General features: G+C 74.3%; 25 protein-coding genes. 12 read left to right on the forward strand and 13 right to left on the reverse strand.

Annotated features, from left to right (window positions below; genetic code table 11):
* Positions 1 to 78: 78 nt before the first annotated feature.
* Positions 79 to 354 (forward strand): DUF1905 domain-containing protein, encoded by a 276-nt coding sequence (locus tag OOT42_RS02820; protein WP_273653441.1) that lies wholly within the window; start codon positions 79 to 81, stop codon positions 352 to 354.
* A gap of 126 nt (positions 355 to 480) precedes the next feature.
* On the opposite strand, the gene OOT42_RS02825 is transcribed toward OOT42_RS02820, so the two are convergent.
* The 3 genes from OOT42_RS02825 to OOT42_RS02835 all read right to left on the reverse strand — a co-directional run bounded on the left by OOT42_RS02825 (position 481) and on the right by OOT42_RS02835 (position 4,191).
* Positions 481 to 1,404: an NADP-dependent oxidoreductase gene (locus OOT42_RS02825; protein WP_273653442.1), complete on the reverse strand. Its 924-nt coding sequence runs from the start codon at positions 1,402 to 1,404 to the stop codon at positions 481 to 483.
* A gap of 230 nt (positions 1,405 to 1,634) precedes the next feature.
* The gene (locus OOT42_RS02830; protein WP_423775995.1) at positions 1,635 to 2,876 is read right to left on the reverse strand and encodes an MFS transporter; all 1,242 of its coding nucleotides are present in this window, start codon (positions 2,874 to 2,876) and stop codon (positions 1,635 to 1,637) included.
* Positions 2,877 to 2,979: 103 nt separating this feature from the next.
* Positions 2,980 to 4,191 (reverse strand): alpha-hydroxy acid oxidase, encoded by a 1,212-nt coding sequence (locus tag OOT42_RS02835; RefSeq protein WP_273653444.1) that lies wholly within the window; start codon positions 4,189 to 4,191, stop codon positions 2,980 to 2,982.
* 367 nt (positions 4,192 to 4,558) lie between these two features.
* Between OOT42_RS02835 and OOT42_RS02840 the strand changes: the two genes are divergently transcribed.
* From OOT42_RS02840 to OOT42_RS02855, 4 genes are all read left to right on the forward strand, one after another.
* Positions 4,559 to 5,878 carry an ABC transporter substrate-binding protein gene (locus OOT42_RS02840; protein WP_273653445.1) on the forward strand — a complete coding sequence of 440 codons (1,320 nt, stop codon included), beginning with the start codon at positions 4,559 to 4,561 and terminating at the stop codon, positions 5,876 to 5,878.
* 106 nt (positions 5,879 to 5,984) lie between these two features.
* On the forward strand, positions 5,985 to 6,941 hold the full coding sequence (locus OOT42_RS02845) for a carbohydrate ABC transporter permease (RefSeq protein ID WP_423775956.1): 957 nt from the start codon (positions 5,985 to 5,987) through the stop codon (positions 6,939 to 6,941).
* A 53-nt stretch (positions 6,942 to 6,994) separates the two neighbouring features.
* Positions 6,995 to 7,849 (forward strand): carbohydrate ABC transporter permease, encoded by an 855-nt coding sequence (locus tag OOT42_RS02850; RefSeq protein ID WP_273654766.1) that lies wholly within the window; start codon positions 6,995 to 6,997, stop codon positions 7,847 to 7,849.
* Positions 7,850 to 7,914: 65 nt separating this feature from the next.
* On the forward strand, positions 7,915 to 8,562 hold the full coding sequence (locus tag OOT42_RS02855; RefSeq protein WP_273653446.1) for a hypothetical protein: 648 nt from the start codon (positions 7,915 to 7,917) through the stop codon (positions 8,560 to 8,562).
* Positions 8,563 to 8,607: 45 nt separating this feature from the next.
* Here OOT42_RS02855 and OOT42_RS02860 read toward each other — a convergent pair whose 3' ends face one another.
* Positions 8,608 to 9,066, reverse strand: coding sequence for a rhodanese-like domain-containing protein (locus tag OOT42_RS02860; RefSeq protein ID WP_273653447.1), 459 nt, complete (start codon positions 9,064 to 9,066; stop codon positions 8,608 to 8,610).
* 83 nt (positions 9,067 to 9,149) lie between these two features.
* Between OOT42_RS02860 and OOT42_RS02865 the strand changes: the two genes are divergently transcribed.
* A complete protein-coding gene (locus OOT42_RS02865; protein WP_273653448.1) occupies positions 9,150 to 10,100 on the forward strand; it encodes a helix-turn-helix domain-containing protein in 951 nt (316 codons plus the stop codon).
* 3 nt (positions 10,101 to 10,103) lie between these two features.
* Here the strand turns inward: OOT42_RS02865 and OOT42_RS02870 are convergent, their stop codons facing one another.
* The 5 genes from OOT42_RS02870 to OOT42_RS02890 form a co-directional block, all read right to left on the reverse strand.
* The gene (locus OOT42_RS02870) at positions 10,104 to 10,721 is read right to left on the reverse strand and encodes a TetR/AcrR family transcriptional regulator (protein ID WP_273653449.1); all 618 of its coding nucleotides are present in this window, start codon (positions 10,719 to 10,721) and stop codon (positions 10,104 to 10,106) included.
* Between the two features lie 18 nt (positions 10,722 to 10,739).
* Entirely contained in the window at positions 10,740 to 11,438 is a 699-nt protein-coding gene (locus OOT42_RS02875; RefSeq protein ID WP_273653450.1) for an ABC transporter ATP-binding protein, read from the reverse strand.
* Positions 11,435 to 12,559: an ABC transporter permease gene (locus OOT42_RS02880; protein WP_273653451.1), complete on the reverse strand. Its 1,125-nt coding sequence runs from the start codon at positions 12,557 to 12,559 to the stop codon at positions 11,435 to 11,437. Before OOT42_RS02880 ends, OOT42_RS02875 begins: the two co-directional genes overlap by 4 nt.
* Before the next feature lie 83 nt (positions 12,560 to 12,642).
* On the reverse strand, positions 12,643 to 13,716 hold the full coding sequence (locus OOT42_RS02885) for a hypothetical protein (protein WP_273653452.1): 1,074 nt from the start codon (positions 13,714 to 13,716) through the stop codon (positions 12,643 to 12,645).
* A gap of 207 nt (positions 13,717 to 13,923) precedes the next feature.
* Entirely contained in the window at positions 13,924 to 15,447 is a 1,524-nt protein-coding gene (locus tag OOT42_RS02890) for an alpha-N-arabinofuranosidase (protein ID WP_273653453.1), read from the reverse strand.
* 304 nt (positions 15,448 to 15,751) lie between these two features.
* On the opposite strand from OOT42_RS02890, the gene OOT42_RS02895 reads away from it, so the two are divergent.
* The 4 genes from OOT42_RS02895 (at position 15,752) to OOT42_RS02910 (ending at position 19,622) form a co-directional block, all read left to right on the forward strand.
* Positions 15,752 to 17,221: a Gfo/Idh/MocA family protein gene (locus OOT42_RS02895; RefSeq protein WP_273653454.1), complete on the forward strand. Its 1,470-nt coding sequence runs from the start codon at positions 15,752 to 15,754 to the stop codon at positions 17,219 to 17,221.
* Complete coding sequence (locus OOT42_RS02900; RefSeq protein ID WP_273653455.1) at positions 17,218 to 18,204, forward strand: PmoA family protein; 987 nt, start codon at positions 17,218 to 17,220, stop codon at positions 18,202 to 18,204. Before OOT42_RS02895 ends, OOT42_RS02900 begins: the two co-directional genes overlap by 4 nt.
* The gene (locus OOT42_RS02905; RefSeq protein ID WP_273653456.1) at positions 18,201 to 18,929 is read left to right on the forward strand and encodes a cupin domain-containing protein; all 729 of its coding nucleotides are present in this window, start codon (positions 18,201 to 18,203) and stop codon (positions 18,927 to 18,929) included. The genes OOT42_RS02900 and OOT42_RS02905 overlap by 4 nt, the downstream gene beginning before the upstream one ends.
* A 75-nt stretch (positions 18,930 to 19,004) precedes the next feature.
* Positions 19,005 to 19,622: a GNAT family N-acetyltransferase gene (locus tag OOT42_RS02910; RefSeq protein ID WP_273653457.1), complete on the forward strand. Its 618-nt coding sequence runs from the start codon at positions 19,005 to 19,007 to the stop codon at positions 19,620 to 19,622.
* Here the strand turns inward: OOT42_RS02910 and OOT42_RS02915 are convergent.
* Both OOT42_RS02915 and OOT42_RS02920 read right to left on the reverse strand, forming a co-directional pair.
* On the reverse strand, positions 19,579 to 20,250 hold the full coding sequence (locus OOT42_RS02915) for a hypothetical protein (RefSeq protein WP_273653458.1): 672 nt from the start codon (positions 20,248 to 20,250) through the stop codon (positions 19,579 to 19,581). The two genes, OOT42_RS02910 and OOT42_RS02915, sit on opposite strands and share 44 nt — an antisense overlap.
* A 95-nt stretch (positions 20,251 to 20,345) precedes the next feature.
* Positions 20,346 to 22,001: a bifunctional NAD(P)/FAD-dependent oxidoreductase/class I SAM-dependent methyltransferase gene (locus OOT42_RS02920; RefSeq protein WP_273653459.1), complete on the reverse strand. Its 1,656-nt coding sequence runs from the start codon at positions 21,999 to 22,001 to the stop codon at positions 20,346 to 20,348.
* Positions 22,002 to 22,178: 177 nt separating this feature from the next.
* On the opposite strand from OOT42_RS02920, the gene OOT42_RS02925 reads away from it, so the two are divergent.
* The gene (locus tag OOT42_RS02925) at positions 22,179 to 22,763 is read left to right on the forward strand and encodes a helix-turn-helix domain-containing protein (RefSeq protein WP_273654767.1); all 585 of its coding nucleotides are present in this window, start codon (positions 22,179 to 22,181) and stop codon (positions 22,761 to 22,763) included.
* A 97-nt stretch (positions 22,764 to 22,860) separates the two neighbouring features.
* Here OOT42_RS02925 and OOT42_RS02930 read toward each other — a convergent pair whose 3' ends face one another.
* Both OOT42_RS02930 and OOT42_RS02935 read right to left on the reverse strand, forming a co-directional pair.
* On the reverse strand, positions 22,861 to 23,241 hold the full coding sequence (locus OOT42_RS02930; protein WP_273653460.1) for a GntR family transcriptional regulator: 381 nt from the start codon (positions 23,239 to 23,241) through the stop codon (positions 22,861 to 22,863).
* Positions 23,238 to 24,098, reverse strand: coding sequence for a hypothetical protein (locus tag OOT42_RS02935; protein ID WP_273653461.1), 861 nt, complete (start codon positions 24,096 to 24,098; stop codon positions 23,238 to 23,240). Before OOT42_RS02935 ends, OOT42_RS02930 begins: the two co-directional genes overlap by 4 nt.
* Positions 24,099 to 24,156: 58 nt before the next feature.
* On the opposite strand from OOT42_RS02935, the gene OOT42_RS02940 reads away from it, so the two are divergent.
* Entirely contained in the window at positions 24,157 to 24,780 is a 624-nt protein-coding gene (locus tag OOT42_RS02940) for a hypothetical protein (RefSeq protein WP_273653462.1), read from the forward strand.
* Positions 24,781 to 24,786: the final 6 nt, after the last annotated feature.

Here is a 24,786-nt window from a genome sequence, read left to right on the forward strand (position 1 = left end):
TCTCACCGCTCGACGCCCTGCCCGGACCTGTCCGGACGGGGCGTCGGTGCGTCCGAGGCGACCCGTACGGTGGCCGTCATGACGACGACCGAGCAGCTGCAGTTCGACACGACCATCGGCGTGGAGGTCAAGGGCGAGACCTGGAGCTGCGTCGAGATCCCCGGCTCGGCGGAGTTCTTCGGCACCGGCAAGACGGTCCGCGTCGACGCGACGGTCGACGACGTCGTGCTGGAGAACGTCGGCGCGATGGTCACCGGGACCGGCGGCCACATGGTGTCGCTGAGCGCGAAGATCCGGAAGCGTCTCGGCAAGGACGTCGGCGACCCCGTCCGCGTCACGATCACGAAGCGCTAGCGCGCGCATCCTCCGGCGGAGGTGCGACGACGGCCCGAGGGCGCGACATGGTCGCACTCTCGGGCCGTCCTGCCCGCCGCGGGGGTCGGGCCGGTCGCGCCGCCCGACGAGCCCCGGGCAGCGACGTCAGACGCGGACGACGACCTTGCCGCGGACGTGGCCCGACGCGCTCGCCTCGTGCGCCGCGGCGGCGTCGGCCAGGTCGAACACCTGCGCGACCTCGACGCGGACCTTGCCATCGTCGATCAGCGCGCCCAGCGCCGCGAGGTCCGCGGAGTCGGGGCGGACCCACACGTAGTGGCCGCCGAGCTCGTCGCGGGCCTTGGCATCGACGATCGACGCGATCGTGCCGCCGTCCCGCAGCAGCGACGGTGCCGTCTCGACCGCGTCCGGGCTGCCGTAGTCCAGGACCACGTCGACACCGTCGGGGGCGACCGCACGGACCCGCTCGACGAGCCCGTCGCCGTACGTCACCGGCTCGGCGCCGAGACCGCGCAGGTACTCGTGGTTCGACTCCGACGCGGTGCCGACGACGGTCGCGCCGAGCGCGCGGGCGATCTGCACGGCGAACCCGCCGACGCCACCCGCCGCGGCGTGCACGAGCACCGTCTGACCGGCGGACACACCGCTGCGCTGGATCGACTGGTACGCCGTGAGCCCGGCGAGCGGGACCGCGGCGGCCTCCTCGAACGACAGGCTCGACGGCTTGGGCGCGAGCGTCCGGACCGGCGCGGACACGTACTCGGCGAAGGTCCCGCCGTGCACCCAGTCCTTGCGGACGTACCCGAACACCTCGTCGCCGACCCGGTACTCCGGGGTGTCGAGGCCGACCTTCTCGACGACGCCCGCGACGTCCCAGCCCGGCACGACCGGGAAGTGCACGTCCATGATCGGGTCGAGGTACCCCTGCCGGACCTTCCAGTCGACCGGGTTGACCGACGCGGCCCGCACGCGGACCAGCACGGTGTCGGCGCCGACCTTGGGGGTCGGCTGCTCGGTGAGCTCGAGGACGTCGGCGCCGCCGTAGCGGGAGTAGGTGATCGCACGCATACGAGTCCCAGCACCACCCCCGCCACCCCTATTCCACGCCGCCGGCCGTCGTCGCCGACGTCACACCCCGCTATTGCCCGCCGCCCCACCCGTCCCGCCCACCGCTGCCGGTCCCGCCACCGGTCCCGCCGCCACCGGAGGGCCGAGCACAACATCAGACGCGTCCGAGGGGGTCGGGACGCGTCTGATGTTGTGCTCGACGGACGAGCCGTGCGCGGGACGGGTCGGACTCAGGGGGAGGGGGCGTCGCGGGGGACGATCGCGAACGGCCACGGGTGGCGGCGGAGGGCCGGGCGGAGGCGGCCGACCTGGGCGAGCGCCGTGGCGACGAACGCCGTCGCGACGAGGGCGAGCGCCCCGGTGATGACGAGGCCCGCGCGCACACCGAGCCACTCGGTGAGCCAGCCCTGCAGCAGCCCGCCGAGCGCGTGCCCGCCGAGCAGCAGCGGTGAGTAGAGCGCGAGCACGCGGCCACGGACCGGCTGGTCGGCGGTGAGCTGGACGAGGGTGTTCGCCGCCATGAGGAACAGCAGCGTCGCGCCACCGACGACGGCGAGCATGACGAGGAAGACGGCGTGCGTGGGGGACAGCGCGGCGAGCGCCTCGGTGACGGCGAACAGCCCGGACGCGACGACGACGTTGCGGGTCCGCAGCCGCAGGTACCGCCCGCCGAGCACGACGCCGACGAACGCCCCGGCGGCGCTGACCGCGTTGTAGAGCCCGAACCCGGCGGCGCCGGTGTGCCAGACGTCCTGCGCGAACGCGGTGAGGACGACGGGCCCGTTCATGCCGAGCGCCCCCATGAGCCCGGCGAGCACGATGACCCACGCGAGCCGCGGCCGGTCGAGCACGTACCGGATGCCCTCGCGCACCTGACCGCGGGCGCGGGGGACGCGCGGTGCGGGGCGCAGCTCACGGGCGCGCATCGACGCGACGACCGCGACGACGCACAGCGCGACCACACCGTTCACGGTGAACGCCCAGCCCTCGCCCCAGTGCGCGATGACGTACCCGGCGGCGGCCGGTCCGAGCAGCCCGCCGGCCTGGCCGATCGCGTTCATGGTGCTGACGGCCTTCTGCAGGCCCCGGTCGCCGACGATCTCGCTGACGAGGACCTGGCGGGACGGCTGGTCGACGGACGCGACGACGCCGAGCAGCACCGCGACGACGTACAGGTGCCAGACGGCGACGGCGCCGGTGAGCGTGAGGACGGCGAGGACCGCGGCCAGCAAGGCGTTGGCGACCTGCGCGACCTCGACGAGGCGACGCTTGTCGTACCGGTCGGCGAGCAGCCCGCCGAACGGCCCGACGACGAGCATCGGCAGGAACTGGAGCGCGACGAGCACGCCGACCGCCGCCGACGAGCCGGTGAGCTCGAGGACGAGCCAGTCGGTCGACATGCGGACCATCCACATGCCGGTGCCGCCCAGCAGCTGGGCGCCGAGGAGGAGCCGGAAGTTGACGAGGGACAGGACGCTGCGGCCCGACGAGCGTTCGCGGTCGTTCGCCGGCCCGCCGGGTGGGTCGGCGGAAACCGTGGGGACGGGTCCTTCCTCGGTCGGTGGGGCGTCGACGTCAGGGCAGGCGCACGTGCTGCGGGCCGAGCTCGCCGACGGACGCGACGCCGAGCAGGGCCATCGTCCGGCGCACCTCGCGGGAGAGGATCTCGGCGGCACGGTCGACGCCGCGCTCGCCACCGGCCATGAGGCCGTAGAGGTAGGCGCGGCCGACGAGCGCGGCCCGTGCGCCGAGGGCGAGCGACGCGACGACGTCGGCGCCGGACATGACGCCGGTGTCGACCCAGACCTCGGTGCGGTCGCCGACGGCCTCGGCGACGTCGGGCAGCAGCCGCAGCGGGACGGGTGCGCGGTCGAGCTGCCGCCCGCCGTGGTTGGACAGGACGATCGCGTCGGCCCCGGCGTCGGTGACGCGGCGCGCGTCGTCGACGGTCTGGATGCCCTTGATGATGAGCGGCCCGTCCCACGAGGCGCGCAGCCACTCGAGGTCGGCGATCGTCATGGTCGGGTCGAAGAGCTTGTCGAGCAGCTCGGCGACGGTGCCGTCCCACGTGGACAGGGACGCGAAGGTCAGCGGCTCGGTCGTCAGCAGGTTCAGCCACCACGCGGGGTGCGTCGCGGCGTCGAGGACGGTCTTGACGGTGAGCGCGGGCGGGATGGAGAACCCGTTGCGGGCGTCGCGCAGCCGCGCGCCGGCGACGGGCACGTCGACGGTGAGCATGAGTGCCTCGAACCCGGCGGCCTTGGCGCGGGCCATGAGGTCCTCGCCCGCGGAGCGGTCCTTCCAGACGTAGAGCTGGAACCACTTGCGCGCGTCGGGTGCGGCGGCGGCGACGTCCTCGATCGACGTCGTGCCCATCGTGGACAGCGCGTAGGGGATGTCGCGGCGCTCGGCGACGCGGACCACGGCCCGCTCGCCCTCGTGGTGCATCATCCGCGTGAAGCCCGTGGGCGCGAACGCGAACGGCTGCGCGGACGGCTTGCCGAGGAAGTCGGTGGTCGTGTCGACGCCCGACACGTCGTGCAGGATCGACGGCTGGAACTCCAGGTTGCGGAACAGCGACCGCGCGCGGCGCAGGCTGATCTCGGCCTCGGCGGCGCCGTCGGTGTAGTCGAAGACGGACCGCGGGGTGCGCCGGCGCGCGACCGAGCGCAGGTCGGCGATGGTGAGGGCGTCGGCCAGGCGCCGGTCGGTCGCGTTGAGCGTGATCGGCTTGGGCCGCAGCAGCGGCTTGAGCTCGGACCACGACGGGATCTGGCGTTCGGTCACCGTGGGGACTCCTGGGCGCGTCGTCGGGCTGCACGGAGGTGGCGCGGTGCGGGGGTCCCGCGGGCCGCGTGCCGGGTGGTGCGCGTGCGGTGCTCCCGAGGCTACGGCGCCCCGGGCGTGCTGTCTGCCGCTCGTCGGTAAGCGCTCGCCAACGAGTGTTTGAAACGATACACCGACCCGGTCGCGCGGTCACGCGGCGAGTTGCGCAACTGCGCGCGGCGTCCCGTAGCGTGGAGCGCGCCGCCGGGGTGTGGCGTGCGACACAACGGCTTTGTAACGTTTCATCGAGAATCGTTGACACGGCCGCGAGGGCTCACCTACCGTCCGGAATGCGCTTTCACTGACCGAGCAAGGAGGCTCACCGACGATGAAGCGATCCCTCTGGAAGATCACCGCCGTCGCGGCGGTCGCTGCACTCTCCCTCACCGCCTGCGCCTCCGGCTCGGGTGACGACGAGGACGCCGCCCCCAGCGCCAACCCGACCGACCCCGTCACGATCAACTTCACGTGGTGGGGCAACGACGACCGGGCCGCGCGCTACCAGGAGGCCCTCGACCTGTTCAAGGAGCAGTACCCGTACATCACGGTGCAGACGAGCTTCGCCGCGTTCCCCGACTACTGGACGCAGCGCTCGACCGAGGCCGCGGGCCGCAAGCTCCCCGACGTCATGCAGTTCGACCTGTCCTACCTGCGCGAGTTCAACCAGAACGGCCAGCTCCTCGACCTCGCCGAGTTCGTCGACGACGGCACGATCGACCTGTCGGGCTACGACGAGACCCTCACGGAGTCCGGCGTCCTCGACGGCAAGACGATCGGCATCCCGACGTCCACCAACACGTTCGCGATGTTCCAGAACCCGGCCGTCATCGCCGCGACCGGCGCCGAGTTCCCGGACGACGCGGAGTACACGTGGGAGGACTACAACGAGTTCATCGCCGACGCGTCGTCGGCCGGCGCCAAGACCGCCGACGGCTACGCCCTCTACGGCGCGGTCGACTACACCGGCACGTTCTGGTTCTTCATCCAGTGGCTGCTGCAGAAGGGCATCACCCCGTTCGAGGACGACGGCACGTTCGGCTTCGACGAGGACGACGTCGTCGAGTTCCTCGACCTGACGGCCGACCTGCGCGCCGACAAGCTCGTCTACCCGATCGACCGCGGCACGTCCCTGCTGCCCAAGGGCGGCTTCACGGTCAACGAGTCCGCGACCGAGATGAGCTGGGACAACTTCCTGGCCGCCTACGTCGCCGACTCCGGCACGCAGGACATCGCGCTCGCGCAGATCCCGTCGGTCGAGCCCGGTGAGAAGCACCTGTTCTTCAAGCCGTCGATGCTGCTGTCGGCCGGCGCGAACACCGAGCACCCCGAGGCCGCGGCCACGCTCATCAACTTCCTCCTCACCGACCCCGAGGTCGGCAGGATCTTCGGCACCTCGAAGGGCGTCCCCGCCGACGAGGAGCAGCGCGCCGCGGTCGAGACCGAGGAGGGCAGCGTCGACGCCCGTGTCATCGCGTACGAGGAGGCCGTGACCGAGCAGGTCACCGAGTCGACCCCGATCCCGGTCAAGGGCTTCGGCACCATCGAGGCCAAGTGGAAGACGCTGGGCGAGGAGCTCGCCTACGGCACCATCACGCCGGACGACTTCGCGTCGCAGTGGTTCTCCGAGGCGGAGCTCGCCACCTCCTGAGCCGACCGGCGCCCCGCCCGCACCACCCCCGCGGGCGGGGCGCCCACCCGGCGGCCCCGCACACCGGCCGCCAGCGGAACCCGCTCCCAGACGAACGGAACGACCCGTGACCCTCACCGCCGAGGTGACCACGCCTCCCGCCGCCCCCGCGCCGCCGCCGGGCACCGCGCGCAAGCGCCGCAAGGCCGCCGAGACCCGCGCCGGGTACGCCTTCCTCACGCCGTGGCTGCTGGGGTTCTTCCTCCTCACCGCCGGCCCGATGCTCGCGTCGCTGTACCTCGCGTTCACGAACTACAACCTGTTCGCGCCGCCCGAGTTCACCGGCCTCGAGAACTTCCGGCTCCTGTTCAAGGACCCGAGCTACCTCAAGGCGTGGCAGGTCACCGCGACCTACGTGATCTTCGGGACGCCGATCAAGCTGATCGCCGCGCTCGCGGTCGCGATGCTGCTGAACAACCGGCGCCGCGGCAAGGGCTTCTACCGGTCGTCGTTCTACATGCCGTCGCTCGTCGGCGCGTCCGTGTCGATCGCCATCGTCTGGAAGGCGATGTTCATCGACGACGGCATCGTCGACCAGATCGGCCAGATCTTCGGCGCCCCCGCGGGCGGCTGGGTCGGCGACCCCAACCGCACCATGCCGATGCTCATCCTGCTGACCGTGTGGCAGTTCGGTGCGCCGATGGTCATCTTCCTCGCCGGACTCAAGCAGATCCCGAACGAGCTCTACGAGGCCGCGTCCGTCGACGGTGCCGGCCCGGTGCGCAAGTTCCGGAACATCACGCTGCCGATGCTCTCGCCGGTCATCTTCTTCAACCTGCTGCTCGAGACGATCCACGCGTTCCAGATCTTCGCGTCCGCGTTCATCATCTCGAACGGCACCGGCGGGCCCGCGCGGTCCACGCTCTTCTACACGCTGTACCTCTACCAGCGCGGTTTCCAGGACTTCCGGATGGGTTACGCCGCGGCGATGGCCTGGGTCCTCGTCGTCGTCATCGGCCTCATCACCGTGCTCTTCTTCCGCAGCTCGAAGTTCTGGGTGCACTACTCCGGGGAGGGCAAGTGACCACCATCGCCGCGACCCCCAGCGGTCCCGTCTCCACCGAGCACAGCGACCAGCTGCGCCGTCAGCACCGCACGCGCGAGCGCGTCAAGGGCGTCGGCTTCCACGCCCTCGTGCTCGCGATCGTCGCGGTCATCCTGTACCCCGCCGTCTGGATGCTGTCCTCGTCGTTCAAGCCGAGCAGCGACATCGTCGGCAACGTCAGCCTGGTCCCCGACGCGGCGACGTTCGCGAACTTCGCGAAGGCGCTCGACGGCATCGGTGGCGTCTCGTTCTGGACGTTCTTCACCAACTCGCTGATCCTCGCGGTCGGCTCGGTCGTCGGGATCACGCTGTCGTGCTCGGTGTCCGCCTACGCGTTCGCGCGGATCGAGTTCCCGGGCCGGAACGTGTTCTTCGCGCTCATGATCGGCACGCTCCTGCTGCCGTTCCACGTCGTGATCATCCCGCAGTACATCGTGTTCTCCCGGCTCGACCTGGTCGACACGTTCGTCCCGCTGCTCATCGGCAAGTTCCTCGCGGCCGAGGCGTTCTTCGTGTTCCTCATGGTGCAGTTCATGCGGAACCTGCCACGCGAGCTCGACGAGGCCGCGCGCATCGACGGCGCGGGGCACGTCCGGATCTTCACGTCGATCATGCTGCCGCTCATGAAGCCCGCCCTCGTGACGAGCTCGATCTTCGCGTTCATCTGGTCGTGGAACGACTTCTTCGGTCCGCTGCTCTACCTCAAGGACCCCGACCTGGCGACGATGCCGCTCGCCCTGCGGCTCTACGTCGACCAGACCACGACGTCCGACTACGGCGCGCAGATGGCGATGGCCGTCCTCGCGCTCGTGCCCGTGCTGCTGTTCTTCCTCCTGTTCCAGCGGTACCTCGTCGAGGGCGTCGCGACGCAGGGCCTCAAGGGCTGATGACGCGTGCGCAGCGGGGCGGTCCGGCGTCGGCGGGGCCGCCCCGACGTGCGAGCCTTGTCGCCATGACGGACACCGGCCGCCCCGAGGAGCCCCGCCCCGACGGCGAGGAGCCCGACGACGGCGGCGCGCGTCCCGACGACCGGGCGCTGCTCGGCGGCGGTCGCGTCGGCCTGTTCGGCGAGTCGCTCACCGTCGGCCTCGCCGTCTCCGTCCTGTCGCTGCCCGTCGTCACCGCGCTGCCCGCGCTCGCCGCGGGGATCGCGCACGTGCGCCGGCACGTCGGCGGTCGCCCCGACACCCTGCGCGACCTGTGGGACGACTTCCGGCTCGCGTGCCGCGGCGTGTGGCTCGTCTCCGTGGGCTCCGTCCTGCTGCTGCTCGTGCTCGCGTTCAACGTCAGCCTCGCCGGCACGGGCGCACTGCCGGGCGGGACCGGGGTGCGCGTCGTCTCGGTCGTGATCGCGGTGCTGCTGCTCGTCGCGCTGCTGCGTGCCGCCGCGGGGTGGACGCCGGGCGCGGTGTGGCGGGTCGTCCTGCGGGACGCCGGCCGTCGCACGGGCGACGACCTGTCCGGGACGTTCCTGCTGGTGCTCGCGCTCGGGCTGTGCGGGGTGATCGTCTGGATGCTGCCTCCGCTCGTCGTCATCGTCCCCGGGCTGCTGGCCCTCGCGACGGTCGCGGTCGAGCACCGCGCGACCGTCCGCTCCTGACGGGCCCACCGGGCCCGCCGGGACGCGGCCGCGCGGTGCGGGCGGTCAGCAGTCGCAGACGGGGCTCGACACCGGCGCCGTGAGCGGGTCGGACGGGCGCCGGGCGGTGCCGGCGTCGGTCGCGACGGGCAGCCCCTCGCGCGCCCAGTACTCGATGCCGCCGATCATCTCGCGCACCCGGTAGCCCAGCAGCGACAGCTCGAGCGCCGCGCGCGTGGCGCCGTCGCAGCCCGGGCCCCAGCAGTACGTCACGACGGGCACGTCGGGGTCGAGCACGTCGGCGGCCCGCTCGCGCATCTCCGCGAGCGGCAGGTGGATCGCGCCCGGGATGCGGCCCTGCGCCCAGCCGGCGTCGCCGCGGCTGTCGACGAGCACGAAGCCCGGCTCGCCGGTCTCGAGGGCGGCGTGCAGGTCGGAGGCGTCGATCGCCCACCGGAGGCGCGCCGCGAAGTGCTCCGCCGCGGCGCGGGTGTCGTGCGAGGTCAGGTCGAGGTTCGTCGTCATGCGGACGAGTGTCGTGAGCCCGCCGGTGGTCCGGCCACTGGCAGGGATGCCGCCGTTCGGGCAACGTCTGCCAACATCGCCGCATGCTGCACGACGTCGTCGCGCTCGTCGGGCCGGAGGTCGCGGCCTTCGAGCTCGGGGTGCTGTCCGAGGTGTTCGGTCTCGACCGGACGTGGGAGGGCCTGCCCGGCTACGACTTCGCGGTCGCGTCCGCGACGGCGGGCCTCGTCCCGACGACGTCGGGGTACGCGGTGCAGGTCGACCACGGCCTCGACCGGCTCGACCGCGCGGACCTGGTCGCCGTCCCCGCGTGGACGTCGGCCGCCGTCGCCCCGCCGCCCGAGGTCGTCGACGCGCTCCACCGGGCGGTGGACCGCGGCGCCCGGGTGCTGTCGATCTGCTCGGGCGCGTTCCTGCTCGCGGCGGCGGGCCTGCTCGACGGGCGACGGGCCGCGACGCACTGGAGGTACGCGCCGCTGCTCGCGGAGCGGTACCCGTCCGTCGACGTCGACCCCGACGTGCTCTACGTCGACGCGGGCAGCGTCGTGACCAGCGCCGGGACCGCCGCCGCGATCGACGCGTGCCTGCACCTCGTCCGGCTCGAGCACGGCGCGACCGTGGCCAACGCGATCGCGCGCCGCATGGTCGTCGCGACCCACCGCCACGGCGGGCAGGCGCAGTTCATCGAGCCGCCGTCCGCCGCCGTCCGGGCCGACGACCTGGCGGACGTGCTCGAGTGGGCGCGCCGGCACCTGCACGAGGACCTGCCCGTGCGGCGGCTCGCCGCGCAGGCGCTCATGTCCGAGCGGACGTTCGTGCGGCGGTTCCGCGAGAGCACGGGCGCGACGCCGCACCGCTGGCTCCTGGAGCAGCGGCTCGCGCTCGCGGAGGAGCTGCTGGAGTCGACCGACCTGCCCGTGGGGCTGGTCGCCGAGCGCTCGGGGATCGGCAGCGCTGACACGCTGCGCCACCACTTCGCCCGGCGTCGCCGGCTCAGCCCGCAGGCGTACCGGGTGTCGTTCCGCGGGCGCTGAGGGTCAGCGTGGCGCCGTGGGCGCGTCGGCCGGGAGGTCCAGGTACGGGCCGAGCAGCCGGCGCAGCGCGGCCAGGATCGCCGCACGCTCCTCGTCGGTGCTCGCGCGCCGGCGGGTGCGCGCCTCCTGCGTGCTGCTGAGCACGACCGCGTCGACCATGTCGGCCGTGACGTCCGGGTCGGGCTCGCCGAGGTCCCGCAGCGCGTCGCGCAGCGGCCCCTGCAGGGAGCGGTGGAAGTCCTGCAGGGGACCGTGCAGCACGGCGGGGTCGACGACCGCTCCGAGCGCCCGCGCGACGCGCTGCTCGGACCCCGTGAAGAAGTCGACGTTGCTCTCGACGTAGGCCCACACCTTCGCGCCCGGCGACGACGCGTCGGCGATCGCGGTGCTGATCCGCTCCGTCCACGCGGGGAAGATGTCCGCGACGACGGCCTCCAGCAGACCGTCGCGTGAGCGCACGTACTCGTACACGCTCGACCGGGCGAGACCCGCCCGGGCACCGACCTCCGCGAGCGACGGGGCCTGGCCGGTCTCCGCCAGGAGGTCACGTGCCGCATTGAGCAGCGCGCGCCGCTGCTGCTCGCGGTGCTCGGCGACGGTCGCCGCCTTGATGCGCGGCACGTGCACCTCCCGGACGGGTCAGAGGGACGCGCTCGTGAGCTGCCCGTCCGTCATCTGCAGGACCCGGTCGCAGTGGTGGAGCACGTCGTGGTCGTGCGTCACCATAACCGTCGCGACGCCGTGGTCGTGCGCCTCGCGCGCGAGCAGCGCGACGATCTCCTGGCTGCGGTGACGGTCCAGCGCCGCGGTCGGCTCGTCGACGAGCAGCAGGCGCGGCCGCGTGACGAGGGCCCGCGCGATGCCGACACGCTGCCGCTCGCCGCCCGAGAGCTTGTCGGGCCGCCGGTCGGCGCGGTGCGTCATGCCGACCTCCTCGAGCAGCCGCGCCGGGTCGCGCGGGTCGGCGACGCGGCCGAGGTGCAGCGGGAGCCGCAGCTGGTCGATCGCGGTGAGCGCGGGGACGAGGTTGCCGCTCTGGAACACGAAGCCGATGTGCGTGCGGCGCAGCTCGGCGAGCCGGCGGGACGAGACCGACGTCAGGTCGGTGCCGCCGACGCTCACCTGGCCCGAGGTCGGGCGGATCAGGCCGCCCGCGACGGCGAGCAGGCTCGACTTGCCGGAGCCTGAGGGCCCGACGACCGCGAGCAGCTCGCCGGGCTCGACGTCGAGGCTGACCGCGTCGAGGGCGGTGACGGTGCTCTCGCCGTCGCCGTACGTGAGGGAGACGTCCGCGAGGTGCAGACCCTGACGCGTCGTGGTGGGTGTCGTGCTGGTCATCGGTGGGCTCCCAGTGCCGTGAGGGGGTCGACGCGGACGACGCGGACGACGGCGGCGGCGGCGCCGATCATGCCGAGCATGACGAGCAGGGCGGTCGCGACGACGATGGGACCGGCCTCCAGCGCGAACGGCATCGCGGACGCCGACAGGCTCGCGCCGAGCAGCAGGCCGATGCCGACGCCGAGCCCGGCCGAGGCGACCAGGAGCACCGCGGACTGCGTGAGGCTGTCGCGCAGCAGGTACCGCGTGCTCGCCCCCATCGCCCGGAGCACCGCGAGCTCCTGCCGGCGCTGGATCGTCACGACCGTGAAGAACGCGCCGACGACGAGCGCGGAGATCGCGTACAGGAACCACTGGATCATCTCGAGCGTCATCATCTCGGCGGTGTAGCCGGGGGAGGCGTCGAAGGAGTCGGTGAGCGTGGTCGGGAGCGTGCCCGCGACGGCGTCGCCGTCGCCGGGCGTCGTGCCGTCGGCGTGCTGCAGGGCGATCGCGGTGACCTCCTGGTACGCGTGGTCGGGCGCCGGCTCGCCGGGGCGGACGCCCGCGCGGACCTCCTGCCACGTGCGCAGGTCGACGTAGCCGACGTCGACGTGGCCGAACGTGTGCTGGCCGTCGACGAAGCCGACGACCTCGAGCTCGGTGCCGAGCTGGTCGACCGTGAGCACGTCGCCGACCGCGACGCCCTCGTCCTGGAGCGTGCCGGTGAGGACGACCTGGCCCTCGCCGGCCAGCGCGTCGCCGGCCGCCGGCGTGGGGTTGAGCCACGCGTCGCGGTCGACGCCGAACAGCGCGAGGTCGATGTCCACGCCGGCGTCGCTGCGCGTGTTGACGAGCGTGTTGCCGAACGGGGTCGCGGCGTCCACGCCGGGCTCTTGCGCCCACGCGTCGGCCGCGTCGACGTCGACGACCGACCGGGAGAACGCGGCGGTCTCGTCGACGCCCTCCTCGAACGCGAACGACGACACCGGCAGCTTCTTCAGCCCGGAGACGCCGTCGTTGAGCAGGCCCACCGAGAGGCCCGACAGCAGCACCATGAGGACGCCGATGAGGGCCACGACCGACCCCATCAACGCGAACCGTGCGCGCCCGTAGGTGAGCTCACGCCATGCCAGGAACACGACCGGTCCTCCTTCTTGCCGACAATGTGTCGATAAGATAGGCACGCATCGGTCCCGGATCCAAACGTGCGGGTGGACGCGGTTCAGGGGCAGTCGCGCAGGATCCCGTCGACCACGCGCGCGCGATCCGTGCCGCGACCGATCGCCTCGGCGCGGGCGTCGAGGCGCCGCCGGAGGTCGGGCGTCAGTGACGCGCACCGCCCGGCGACGCAGCGCCGCAGCGCCTGGAGCGACCAGTACTCGTTGAACGGCTTGCGGTCGGACAGCGCCTGCTCGGCCACGCGCACGACGGCGGTCGGGTCGGGACGCGCGTAGAGCGCGCAGGCCGCGACGAGGCGCAGCCCGAGGTCGGTCGAGCCGAGCAGCGGCGTCACGTCGACGGTCGAGGCGCTCGCGACGCGGACGATCTCGCGCGCGAGGTCCTCCATCGCCCGGGTGCGGTCGGCGCCGCGCGGCATCGTCCAGCGCACCGTCTTGTAGCGCTCCGCCAGGTCACGCAGGTCGTCGGGCAACCCGTGCTCGCCCGGGTCAGGGCCCGCGGCGGGCGGTGTGTGCCGTGCCGCCGCGTCGTCGGCCGACGGGGTGAGCGGGAGGTCGAACGCGACGTCGGGCGTGCCGGTGCCGGGGACGGGGACGGTCGGCGGGGTGTCGGCCGCCGGACGGGTGCCGACGCGCCGCTCGAGGGCGGCGATGCGGGCCTCGGCGTCCTCGAGCCCGTCGCGCGCCGCGGCGAGCCCCTCCATGACCTCGGTGCTGTTGTACGTGGCGTCGTCCGCCTGGTGCTTCGCCTGCTCGGCGGTGCCCTTGGTCTGACGGACCGCGCGCCGCAGGTTCGAGACGACCTCGTTGTCGCCGATCCGCAAGCGCGGGAACCGCCCGTCGACCGCGGTCATCGTGAGGAAGACGGCGACCAGGAGCAGTGCGGCCGCGCCCACGCCGTTGTCCGTCCGGAAGACCGCGACGGCGCCGACGACGCCCGCGACCGCGGCGAGCGCACCGGCGCCCCAGCGGGCGACGACGGGGATGTCGCCCGGGAGGTCCTCCTCGTCGATCGGTGGCGGTTCGTCGTCCTCGCGCGCGGCGTGCTCGGCGCGGACGGCCGAGGGGGGCACGACGGTCGCGCGTGGGTCCGCGGGTCGCCGGACGGGTCCTGGCATCTCGCGCACCTCCCGCGCGTCCGCTCGTCGACGAGCCTTCGCACCGATGCTCCCGCTCCCTCCGCCCACGCGCACGCGGCGGGAAGGGAGCGACCGCGGGAGGGTGCGCCCGTGGAGTGACGAGGCCCCGGGACGGCGACACGGAGATCGCGGTCCCGGGGCCTCGTGCTCGGCCGGCGGGGCGGGCCGGCTCGCCCGCCCGGAGGGTCAGAGGCGGGTCAGGGTCGCCGGCAGCGCGAGCCAGGACTCGGGCGCGAGGGTCACGACCGTGCGGCCGGTCTCGGCGGACGTGACGGGCGCGTCGATCTCGGTCACGTGCTCGGCGATGATCCGGGCGGCGTGCTCGGGGCCCTCGACGGCGGCCTCGTGGTCGGCCGTGACCTGCACGCCGCGGTCCAGCGTGAGGCTCGCGCCGGGGTGCGAGAGCTCGACCTCGACGGGCTCGGCGGACCGGTTGACCAGGAACACGGCGCCCTCGGTGCCGTCGAGCGTCGCGGCGGCGGTGACGACGGGGACGTCGCCGTGCTGCGCGGTGGTGACGGTCGGGGCGGTGACGCGCAGGTCGAGCGCGGTGCCGCGGGCCAGGCGGGCGGTGGTCGCGAACGGGGCGAACGTCGGCTGGCGCCAGGCGGGGCCGTCGGGCTCGGTCATGATCGGCGCGATGACGTTGACGAGCTGCGCGAGGCACGCGACGGGCACGCGGTCGGCGTGGTTGAGGAGCGTGACGAGCAGGTCGCCGACGACCACGGCGTCGAGCGCGGAGTAGACGTCCTCGATGATGCGCGGGGCGTCCTTCTGCAGGGGCAGGTTCTTCTCGCCGACGAAGCGCGACTGCAGGTACCAGACGTTCCACTCGTCGAACGAGATGGTGATCCGCTTGTCGGACCGGCGGCGCGCACCGACGGCGTCGGCGGACGCGACGACGCGGCGGATGAAGCGGTCCATCGCGGTGCCCGAGCCGAGGAACGACGCGCGGTCGCCGTCGAGCTCCTCGTAGTAGGCGTGCATCGAGATGTGGTCGACGACGTCCCAGGTGTGCTCGAGGACGATCCGCTCCCACTCGCCGAACGTGTCCATCTGCATGGACGACGAGCCGCACGCGACGAGCTCGATGCTCGGGTCGACGAGCTTCATGGCCTTGCCGGCCTCGGCGGCGAGCTTGCCGTACTCGTCGGCGGTCTTGTGGCCGATCTGCCACGGGCCGTCCATCTCGTTGCCGAGGCACCACAGGCGCACGCCGTAGGGCTTCTCGCGGCCGTTGGCGATGCGCAGGTCGGCCCAGCGGGAGCCGGCCTCGCCGTTGCAGTACTCGACGAGCGCGGCGGCGGCGGCGACGCCGCGGGTGCCGAGGTTGACGGCCATCATCGGCTCGATGCCCTCGCGCTCGGCCCACTGGAGGAACTCGTCGGTGCCGATGGTGTTGGGCTCGATGGTCCGCCAGGCGAGGTCGATGAAGGGCTTGCGCTCCTCGACGGGGCCGACGCCGTCCTCCCAGTCGTAGTTGGAGACGAAGTTGCCGCCGGGGTAGCGGGCCATGGTGACCCCGAGCTCGTGCGTGAGGTCGGCGACGTCGCGACGGAAGCCGTGCTCGTCAGCGGTGGTGTGGCCGGGCTCGTAGATGCCGGTGTAGACGGCGCGACCGAGGTGCTCGACGAAGGAGCCGAAGAGGCGGCGGTCGATCGGCCCGACGCGGAAGTCGGGGTGGAGCAGGACGGTGGCGCGCAGGGACATCGGGCTCTCCTGGTGTGGTGCCCGACGGCGGCGTCAGGCAGTTCGTGCAACGTTGTAGAAGCGAGCCTAACCCGCGCCGGGCGCGTGGAGGAAGTCCCCTCCGGCGACCGGGACGGATCGATTCGACGATCGTCGCAGAACCGTGGCGCGGATCGACTCGACCATCGTCCCAGGCGCTGGCGCGGATCGATTCGACGATCGGCCCAGGCCCCTGGCGCCCGCTCGCGTGCCGACCTAGGCTAGGTGTCACGGAACGCGCTTTCCCGACACCGGTGCGACGTCGCACCGAGAGCAGAGGATCTTCGTGGTCGACCAGAACCCCACCGCCCCCCGTCCCGCCTCCAGCGCCAGCACCGTCGCGTCGCAGGGAGTCGTCCCGGACTTCGCGCCCGCACCGCCCGGGGAGCAGCGCAGGTTCGCGGTGGCGGGCACGGGGCACCGCGCGGGCATGTACGTCGCGGCGATCACCGGTGAGCACGCCGACGTCGCGACCCTCGTCGCCTGGCTCGACCCCAACCCCGGCCGCATCGACTACTACGACGCCGAGGTCGGCCGCGCGACCGGCCACGACGGGCCCGCCGGTCTGCCGCGGTACACGCCCGAGGGCCTCGAGAAGATGATCGAGGAGCAGCGCGTCGACACCGTCGTCGTCACGGCCCCGGACCACACGCACGCCGACCTCGTCGCGCGCGCGCTCGCCGCCGGCGCCGACGTCGTCGTCGAGAAGCCCCTGACCACCGACCGCGCGGGCTGCCGTCGCATCACGGGTGCCGTCGCCGACACCGGGCGGGACGTCGTCATGACGTTCAACTACCGGTACGCGCCGCGGAACTCGTCGCTGCGGCAGATCATCCAGTCCGGGCAGATCGGTGAGGTCACGAGCGTGCACTTCGAGTGGGCGCTCGACACCGTGCACGGCGCCGACTACTTCCGCCGCTGGCACCGCGACAAGAAGAACTCCGGCGGCCTGCTCGTGCACAAGTCGAGCCACCACTTCGACCTCGTCAACTGGTGGCTCGACGACGTCCCGTCGCGCGTCTACGCCTCGGGCGGCCTCAGGTTCTACGGCGAGCGGAACGCCGCCGCCCGCGGGCTCGCGCCGCGCCCGACGCGTGGCACCGGCACGACCGGGGACCCGTTCGCGCTGGACCTGAACGACGACCCGCGGCTCAAGGCGCTCTACCTCGACGCCGAGCACCACGACGGCTACCTGCGCGACCAGGACGTGTTCGGCCCCGGCATCACGATCGAGGACAACATGGCCCTCGTCGTCGACTACCGCTCGGGCGCGACGCTCACGTACTCGCTCAACGCGCACAGCCCGTGGGAGGGGTACCGGGTCACCGTCAACGGGACCGAGGGGCGCGCCGAGCTCGAGGTCGTCGAGCGCGGGGCCGTGCTCGTCGGCGACGACGGCAAGGTCGTGCTCGACCCGTCCGCGACGCCCGAGGGGATCGCCGCCGGCGGGCTGCGACCCGAGGGCGAGCGGCTGCTCGTGCAGCGGCACTGGGAGGCGCCGGTCGAGTACCCGATCCCGGCGGGGATCGGCGGCCACGGCGGCGGCGACGCGATCCTGCTCAAGGACGTCTTCCGGCGGCACCTGCGCGTCTCCCAGGACGTGCTCGGGCGTCCCGCTGGGTACCTCGACGGGCTGCGGGCCGTCGCCGTCGGCATCGCCGCCAACCAGTCGCTCGTCACCGGGCTGCCCGTGCGCGTCGACGACCTCGACCTCGGCGTCGACCTGTCCCGCGCCCCGCGCGAGGTCACCGCGTGACCGCGCCCGCCGGACCGGCCGGGCCCGGGGGCACCAGTCTGCCGCGGCTCGACGAGCGGCCCGCGGTCGGCGCGCTGCACGACGTCGGCCGGGCCGTCGACGTCACCGCGGGCGGCACGACGCTCGCGCGCTACGTCTACGTCCCCGACGACGCGCAGCTCGAGAGCCCGCGCCCCTACGTGCACCCGCTGCGCACGCGCGGCGGCGACCTCGTCTCCGCGTTCCGCCCGTGGGACCACGTGTGGCACAAGGGGATCTCCTGGTCGCTGCCCGTCGTGGGCGAGCACAACTTCTGGGGCGGCCCGACGTACGTGCACGGCCGGGGGTACGTGCAGCTCGACAACGACGGGTCGATGGACCACCAGGCGTTGCGCACGCTGACCGTCGCGCACGACCGGGTCGACCTCGCGCACACCCTCGCGTGGCACACCCAGGCGGGCGAGCACGTGGTCGACGAGGAGCGCGCGCTCGCGTTCGTCGTCCCCGCGGACCAGCCCGACGCGTGGGTGCTCACGTTCACCACGACGATGACGAACGTCTCCGCGCACGACCTCACGATCGGCTCACCCACCACGCGCGGGCGCGAGAACGCCGGCTACGGCGGGCTGTTCTGGCGCGGGCCGCGGTCGTTCACCGACGGCACCCTCGTCGCGCCCGGCGGGACGGGCGGCGACGAGCTGCGCGGGACGCGGCAGCCCTGGCTCGGGCTCGTCGGGCGCCACGACGACGTCGGACGCGCGTCGACCGTCGTCATGGTCGACGCCACCGGCGAGGCCGACGGGGCCGGGCCGCAGTGGTTCGCGCGCGTCGAGCAGTTCGGCTGCCTCAACCCGGCGCCGTTCTTCTCGACCGAGGTGCCGTTCGGCCCTGGCGACACCGTCGCCTTCCGGTACGCGGTCGTCGTCGCGGACGGCGCGTCGGACGTCGCGCGCGCCGGACGGCTCGCGGCGCTCGGGTTGGGTGCGGCGGTCGGGTCGTCGTGAGCCTCCTGCCCGGCGGTGTCTCGGTGAGCCACCTGCGCGTGTACGACTGGCCCGCGCCCGACGGGGTCGGCCGGGCCGGGTCCGGGTCGCCGCACCTGCACACCGCGTCGGCGGAGGCGTACGTCGTGCTCGGCGGGACGGGTGCCGTGCACACCCTCGGCCCCGACGGGTTCGCCGAGCACCGGCTGACGGCGGGCGACGTCGTGCGCTTCGACCCGGGCGTCGTGCACCGCGCGGTCAACGACGGCGACCTGGAGGTGCTCGTCGTCATGGGTAACGCCGGGCTGCCGGAGGCGGGTGACGCCGTGCTCACGTTCCCGCCCGACGTGCTCGCCGACCCCGCCGCGTACCGCGCGGCCGCGCTGCTGCCGGGACCGGGAGCGTCCGACGACGACCTCGCCGCGGCCGCCCGTCGCCGCCGTGACCTCGCGCTGGAGGGCTACGCCGCTCTGCTCGACGACGTCCACCGCGTCGGTCCGACGCAGGCGCTGCGCCCGCTGCACGAAGCCGCGGCCCGCCTGGTCAGGCCGTACGTGCCGCACTGGCAGGACCGCTGGACGCGGACCGTCCTGCACGAGACCGACGGCACGGCGCGCGCGCTCGAAGGGCTCGTGCGAGGCGCGTCGGGGCATCTCGCGTCGGCGCGCGTGCGTGACGCCCGCCCGGACCCGGCGCCCCGCCGCTACGGCATGTGCGGCCGGCTGCAGACCTGGCCGCTCGGCTGACACCACGCCACCGCGGCCCGCGCGGGGCACGCGAGGGGATTGCCGCCACCGGTCGATGCTCCTACCGTCGCGAGGGTGAGCCCCGCAGGCATCAGCGTCGACGGCCACCCGATCGTGCCGCTCGGTCCCGACACCTGGGACCTGTTCGCCGACCTCGCCGAGAAGCACAACGGCGTGTGGGGCGGGTGCTGGTGCACCTACTTCCACCTGTACCCCGACCCGACCGAGGAACGCCGCGCGATCGGCCACCGCGAGCTCAAGCACCAGCTCGTCCTCGCAGGCCGCGCGCACGCGGCGCTGGTCGTCGACGGGGACGCGGCGGTCGCGTGGGCGCAGTACGGCCCGGTCGACGAGGTCGCGAACATCCACCACCGCAAGCAGTGGGAGCGCGAGTCGGTGCGGCGCCCGGACTTCCGGATCACGTGCCTGTTCGTCGACCGTGACCACCGGCGCGACGGGATGGCCGCGGTCGCCGTGCGCGGCGCGCTCGCGCTCATCGCCCAGGCGGGCGGCGGGCTCGTCGAGTGCTACCCGCACGACCTGCCGCCCGGCAAGAAGACGTCGGCGTCCTTCCTCTACAACGCGACGCGGACGATGTACGAGCGGCTGGGCTTCACGTACGACCGGCCCAAGGGCCAGGGCAACTGCGTCATGACGACCTACGTGGAGCCCGCCGTCCCGGCGACCGGCTGACGCGTGCGCGCCCGCCCGCCGTCCCGGCGACCGGCTGACGCGTGCGCGCCCGCCCGCCGTGCCGCACGAGCGCCGCCCCGGCCGCCGCCGACCCGAGCCCGCCCATGACCAGGTCGCCGATCGTGTCCCCGTAGGCGACGTAGATCGTCGGGTCCAGGTACGTGTGGCCGAGGTACTCGCCGATCTCCCACAGCACGCTGAGCGTGATCCCGAGAGCCGCGGTGGCCAGCACCGACGCACCGCCGAGGCCCGCCGCCCGTGCCGTCCGCGGGTCGACGACCGCCCCGGTCCGGACCGCGAGCAGCAGGTGCGCGACCGCCGCGACGAGCCCGGTCACGACCAGGTGCATGACGACGTCGAGCCACGCGACCGCCTCGTACTGGTCGAGCACGCCGGACCACGCCGCCGCGAGCAGGCCGACCCCGTACGCGGCGTCGAGCCACGGCGGGACCTCGCCGAGCGGGGGCAGGGCCACGCCGCCGACGACGAGCACGAGCAGCGCGGCGTCGACCGGCCCGAGCGTGACGAGCGCGACGACCACGCTGACCAGCGCCGCGACCCGCACCACGCCCCCGGGGCCGCGGAGCAGCGCGCGCGCCGTGACCCGGCCCGCGTGGTCGTCGGTCACGTCGCCTCCCGGTCCGGTCCGCCGGGGACCCCGCTCGCTGTCGTGCGACGGTACGACGCGGCTCCCCGCTCCGCTCGGCGGGGAGCGCGCCGGCGTCAGGCGCGACGACGTGCGCGGAGGATCGCGTCGTGCAGGACGACGGGCTGCCCCTCGGGGTCGACGGCGTCGCGCGGGCGGGCCTCCGCGGTCACGACCTCCCACTGCGCGGGGTCGAGCAGCGCCGCGATCTCGTCGGCGTCGGCGAACAGCTCCGGGACGTGCGGGCGTCGCATCGACGTGTCGAGGTCGGACGCGTGGTGGCCGACGACCAGGAGCGTCCCGCCGGGCCGCACGAGGGACGCCATGCGCGCGACCGCCGGGGTCCGCAGCGCGGGCGGGAGGTGCAGGTAGTGCGACGTGACCAGGTCGTACGCCTCGTCGTCCCAGCCGTCGTCGGAGGTGATGTCGGCCTGCCGCCACGTGACGCGGTCGGCGACACCGTGCTCGGCCGCGGTCGCCTCGCCGCGCGCGAGCCCGCCCGCCGCCCAGTCGGTCGCGGTGACGTGCCAGCCGCGCTGCGCGAGCCAGACGGCGTCGCCGCCCTCGCCCGCGGCGATGTCGAGCGCGCGGCCGGGGGGCAGGTCGCCGACCTCGGCGACGAGCGTGCCGTTGGGCCGGCCGGACCACTGGCGTGCGCCCGCGTAGCGCTCCTCCCAGAACGCGGGCGCGAACATCCCGGCGAGCTCGTCCGGCAGCTCGATCCCGGTCGTCGGGTCGACGTGCCGGCCACCGTCGTGCCCGTGCCCGTGCCCGTGCCCCTGCCCGCGGTCGCGAGCGGCCGCGACGGCGGTCTCGGCGTCCTGCGCGACGAGCCACGCGTTGACCTGCGCACCCGCGGTCGCACCGGCCGCGGCGGACACCACGACGGTCGCGCGCAGGTCGGTCACGTTGCCGGCGACCCACACGCCGGGCATCGTCGTCGCGCCGGTCGGGTCCGCGGGGACGGCGCGACCGATCTCGTGGCCGTCGACGAGCAGCGGCACGGGGTGCAGGCCGAGGGGAGCGAGGTGCTCGGCGCGGGCGACCGTGCGCGTGCCGACGACGACGGCCCCGGCGGGCAGGGTCGCGCCGGAGGCGAGCGTCACGACGAGGTCGCCGGACGGGCCGTCCACGGCGGTGGCCCGCTCGTCGACGACGCGCACTCCGGTGGCGGCGAGCCGCGCGGCGTCGTCGGGCGCGAGCGCGGGCGCGGTGTGCCGGACGAGGGTGACGTCGGCGGTCCACTGCCGCCACAGCAGCGCGGCGTGCGCGGCCATGGGGTGGGTCCCGATGATCACGACCGCGCGGTCGCGCACCTCCCAGCCGTGGCAGTACGGGCAGTGCAGCACGTCGGTGCCCCAGCGCTCGGCGAGGCCCGCGACGTCGGGGAGCTCGTCGACGAGCCCGGTCGCGGAGAGCACGGCGCGCGCGACGACCGAGCGGCCGTCGGCCAGGTCGACGCCGAACGCGCCGTCCTCCTGGTGCACGGCGAGCACCTCGCCGCGCTCGACGTGCACGCCGTACCGCTCGACCTCGGAGCGCCCGAGCGTCAGCAGGTCGAGCGGCGGGGTCCCGTCGCGTGTGAGCATCCCGTGGGCGTGCGCGGCGGGCGCGTTGCGCGGTGCGCCCGCGTCGACCACCAGCACCGACCGGCGGGCGCGTCCGAGCATGAGCGCGCCGCTCAGCCCGGCGGCCCCGCCGCCGACCACCACCACGTCGTACCGCTCGTCCATGCGTGCTCCTCGTCTCGTCGGGCCGCACCGGGCCCGGGTTCCGTCGCCGCGCCAGGAGTCGGGTCGGCCTGCCGACGACTGTGCGCCGTGCGACGATCGGATGGCAACTCCCGTTGCCGTTCCGGCAAACGGTGCGGCACCGCCGCGACGGTCCCGACACGATCCGAGGTGAGGACGATCCCCGACGACATCGACGCCGCGCTCGACGCGGTCGGCGCCCGGCTGCGCGCGCTGCGGTCCGACCGGGGCCTGACGCTCGCGCAGGTCGCGGACGCGACGGGTGTCTCCGTCTCGACCCTGTCGCGCCTGGAGTCGGGCGGGCGGCGGCCGACCCTCGAGCTGCTCCTCCCGCTGGCCCGCGAGTACCAGGTGCCGCTCGACGAGCTCGTCGACGCCCCCGCGACGGGCGACCCGCGCGTCTACTCGCGCCCGTTCCAGCGCCACGACCGGACGTTCGTGCCCCTCACCCGGCGTCCAGGCGGGCTGCGCGCGTACAAGGTCGTCATCCCGCCCGGCTCGTCGCCCGTCGATCCCGAGCTCAAGGTGCACGAGGGCTGGGAGTGGCTCTACGTGCTGTCCGGCCGCCTGCGTCTGCTGCTCGGCGAGCACGACCTGACGCTCGGCCCGGGCGAGGTCGCCGAGTTCGACACCCGCACGCCGCACGCGATCCTCAACCCCGGCCCCGAGCCCGTCGAGCTGCTGACGTTGTTCGGCCCGCAGGGCGAGCGTCTGCACGTGCGCGCCCAGCAGCGCCGTTCCTGAGGTGCGGGGGCGCCGCGACGAGACGGCACGCGAGCCGCGCGCGTCGCATCGAGCCCCGGACGGTCGGCCCGCGGCGGGTCTGCGCGCGCGCCCGGCGTCAGGCGGGTGCGCCGCCGGTCCGTGCGAGCGCGGCGTCGAGCGCCGCGTGCACGTCGCGCGGGTCCAGTTTGAGCTGGCGTGCGACGAGCGCGAGCCGGTCGGCGGCGCGGGGCAGCGCGTCGGCGTCGGGCGGCGCGGGCAGACGCTCGGCCACGACGGTGCCGTGCCGGCCGGCGGTGCGGACCCAGCCGTCGCGCGCGAGCTCGTCGTAGACCCGCTGCACGGTCCCGCGCGCGAGGCCGAGGTCGGCGGCGAGGTGCCGGATCGTCGGCAGGCGGCTGCCCGGGGCGAGCGCGCCCGACGCGACGAGCCGCTCGACCTGCTCGCGGAGCTGCTCGAAGACGGGGACCGGCGAGCCGGGGTCGACCTGGACGATCATGCGCGGACGGCGGGGTCGCGGAGCCGCGCGGTGCGGGGCGGGCGTGGCCGGGCGGCCCGCAGCTGCACGACGGCGACGACGAGCCCTGCGACCACCGCGACCACGCCGAGCCACTCGCCGTCGCCCGGCAGCAGCGACGCCGCCGACACCACCCAGGCGAGCGTGAGCACCGCGGCGGCGAGCTCCAGGTGCGCGACGGACGCGGTCGCGAACGCGCGCAGCCGCTCGTCGAGCCGGGTGGCGCGCGGGGACAGGACGGGCCGCCGGCGGCCGACGACGCGCGCGCGGGTGAGCTCGGCGAGACCGACGACCGCGGCGCCGAGCAGCAGCGTGACCGCGGTGCCGGTCGCCACGGACGCGCCGTCGCCCACGACCGCGGCGCGCACCACGTCCGCGACCGTGACCAGCGCGGCGGCGCCCGTGGTCGCCCGGGCCGCGCGGACGTGTCCGGCGCCCGCGCCGCCGGTGCGCGGCGCGAGCGAGGCCTGGACGGGCCCCCGGGGCCGGGGGAGCCGGAACGACTCGGCGACGAGGGCGCCGACCACGACCCCCGTGAGGCCGAGGAACAGCGGGTCGGCGAGCGGGCTGCGGCCGCCGACGCCGACCACGAGCGACCCGTACCAGCGGATCCCCACGACGACCGCGAGGCTCACGCCGGTGAGCGCCCCGACGACGGGGTACGTGCGGTGCCGGCGGAGGTAGCGGGTCGCGACGTCGGTCTCGTCCGCGGGTGGGGCGGGGTCGCCGGTGAGCCACGCGAGGTCCGCGGCGGTGGGGCGGGAGCGTGCGGCGCTCACGAGGGCGCCGACGAGCGCGGCGCCGATCAGCAGCACGAGCAGCCCTGTCAGCGTCGCCATGTCCCCTCCCGTCGCCGAAGTCGTGCGTTCTGGCCCATTGGCACAGTACATTAGGCCAATGAGCATCGCCGACACCACCGCGACGCCCGACGGCGATGCGCGTCCCCCGCGGGACCCCGACGTCGACGGGCTCGTCCCGCCCGCGCGGCGCGGCTCGGGCCTCGTCGTCGCCGCGCTCGTCGTCGCCGTCCTGCTCGCGGGGTGGGCGTCGACCGCGCTCCGACCGACCGTCGTCGACCGTGGGGGTGCCTCGGGGGCGGCCCGTCAGGTCGACGACGGGCAGGTGCTCGTCGGGGTCGCGCTCGCGCGCGGGGGAGCGGGACCGGTGACGGTCGCGTCGGTCGCGGACGTGCCCGGCGCGCACGTGCTCGGCGCGTGGGTCGCACCCGCCGGCGGGCCGCCGGGGACCGACATGGCGCCGGACGGCCTCTTCACGGTGGACGGACCCGTCCCCGTGCCGGGTCTCCCGGTCGGCGCGGCACCGGCCGTCCCTGCTCCGGTCCCCGCGGGCACCGACTCGTGGCTCGTGATCCTGTGGGAGGTCACGGACTGCGCGGCCGTGCAGAGCCTCGGCGTCGACGGTCCGCAGGTCCGGCTCGGCACCGTCCTGGGGCCGGTGACCGAGACGCTGCCCGCGATCGCCGCACCGGGCCTCGGGGCGGACTGCGACGCGGGTTCGTGACGGCAC

The sequence above is a fragment of the Cellulomonas fimi genome (assembly GCF_028583725.1).
Taxonomy (GTDB): Bacteria; Actinomycetota; Actinomycetes; order Actinomycetales; family Cellulomonadaceae; genus Cellulomonas; species Cellulomonas fimi_B.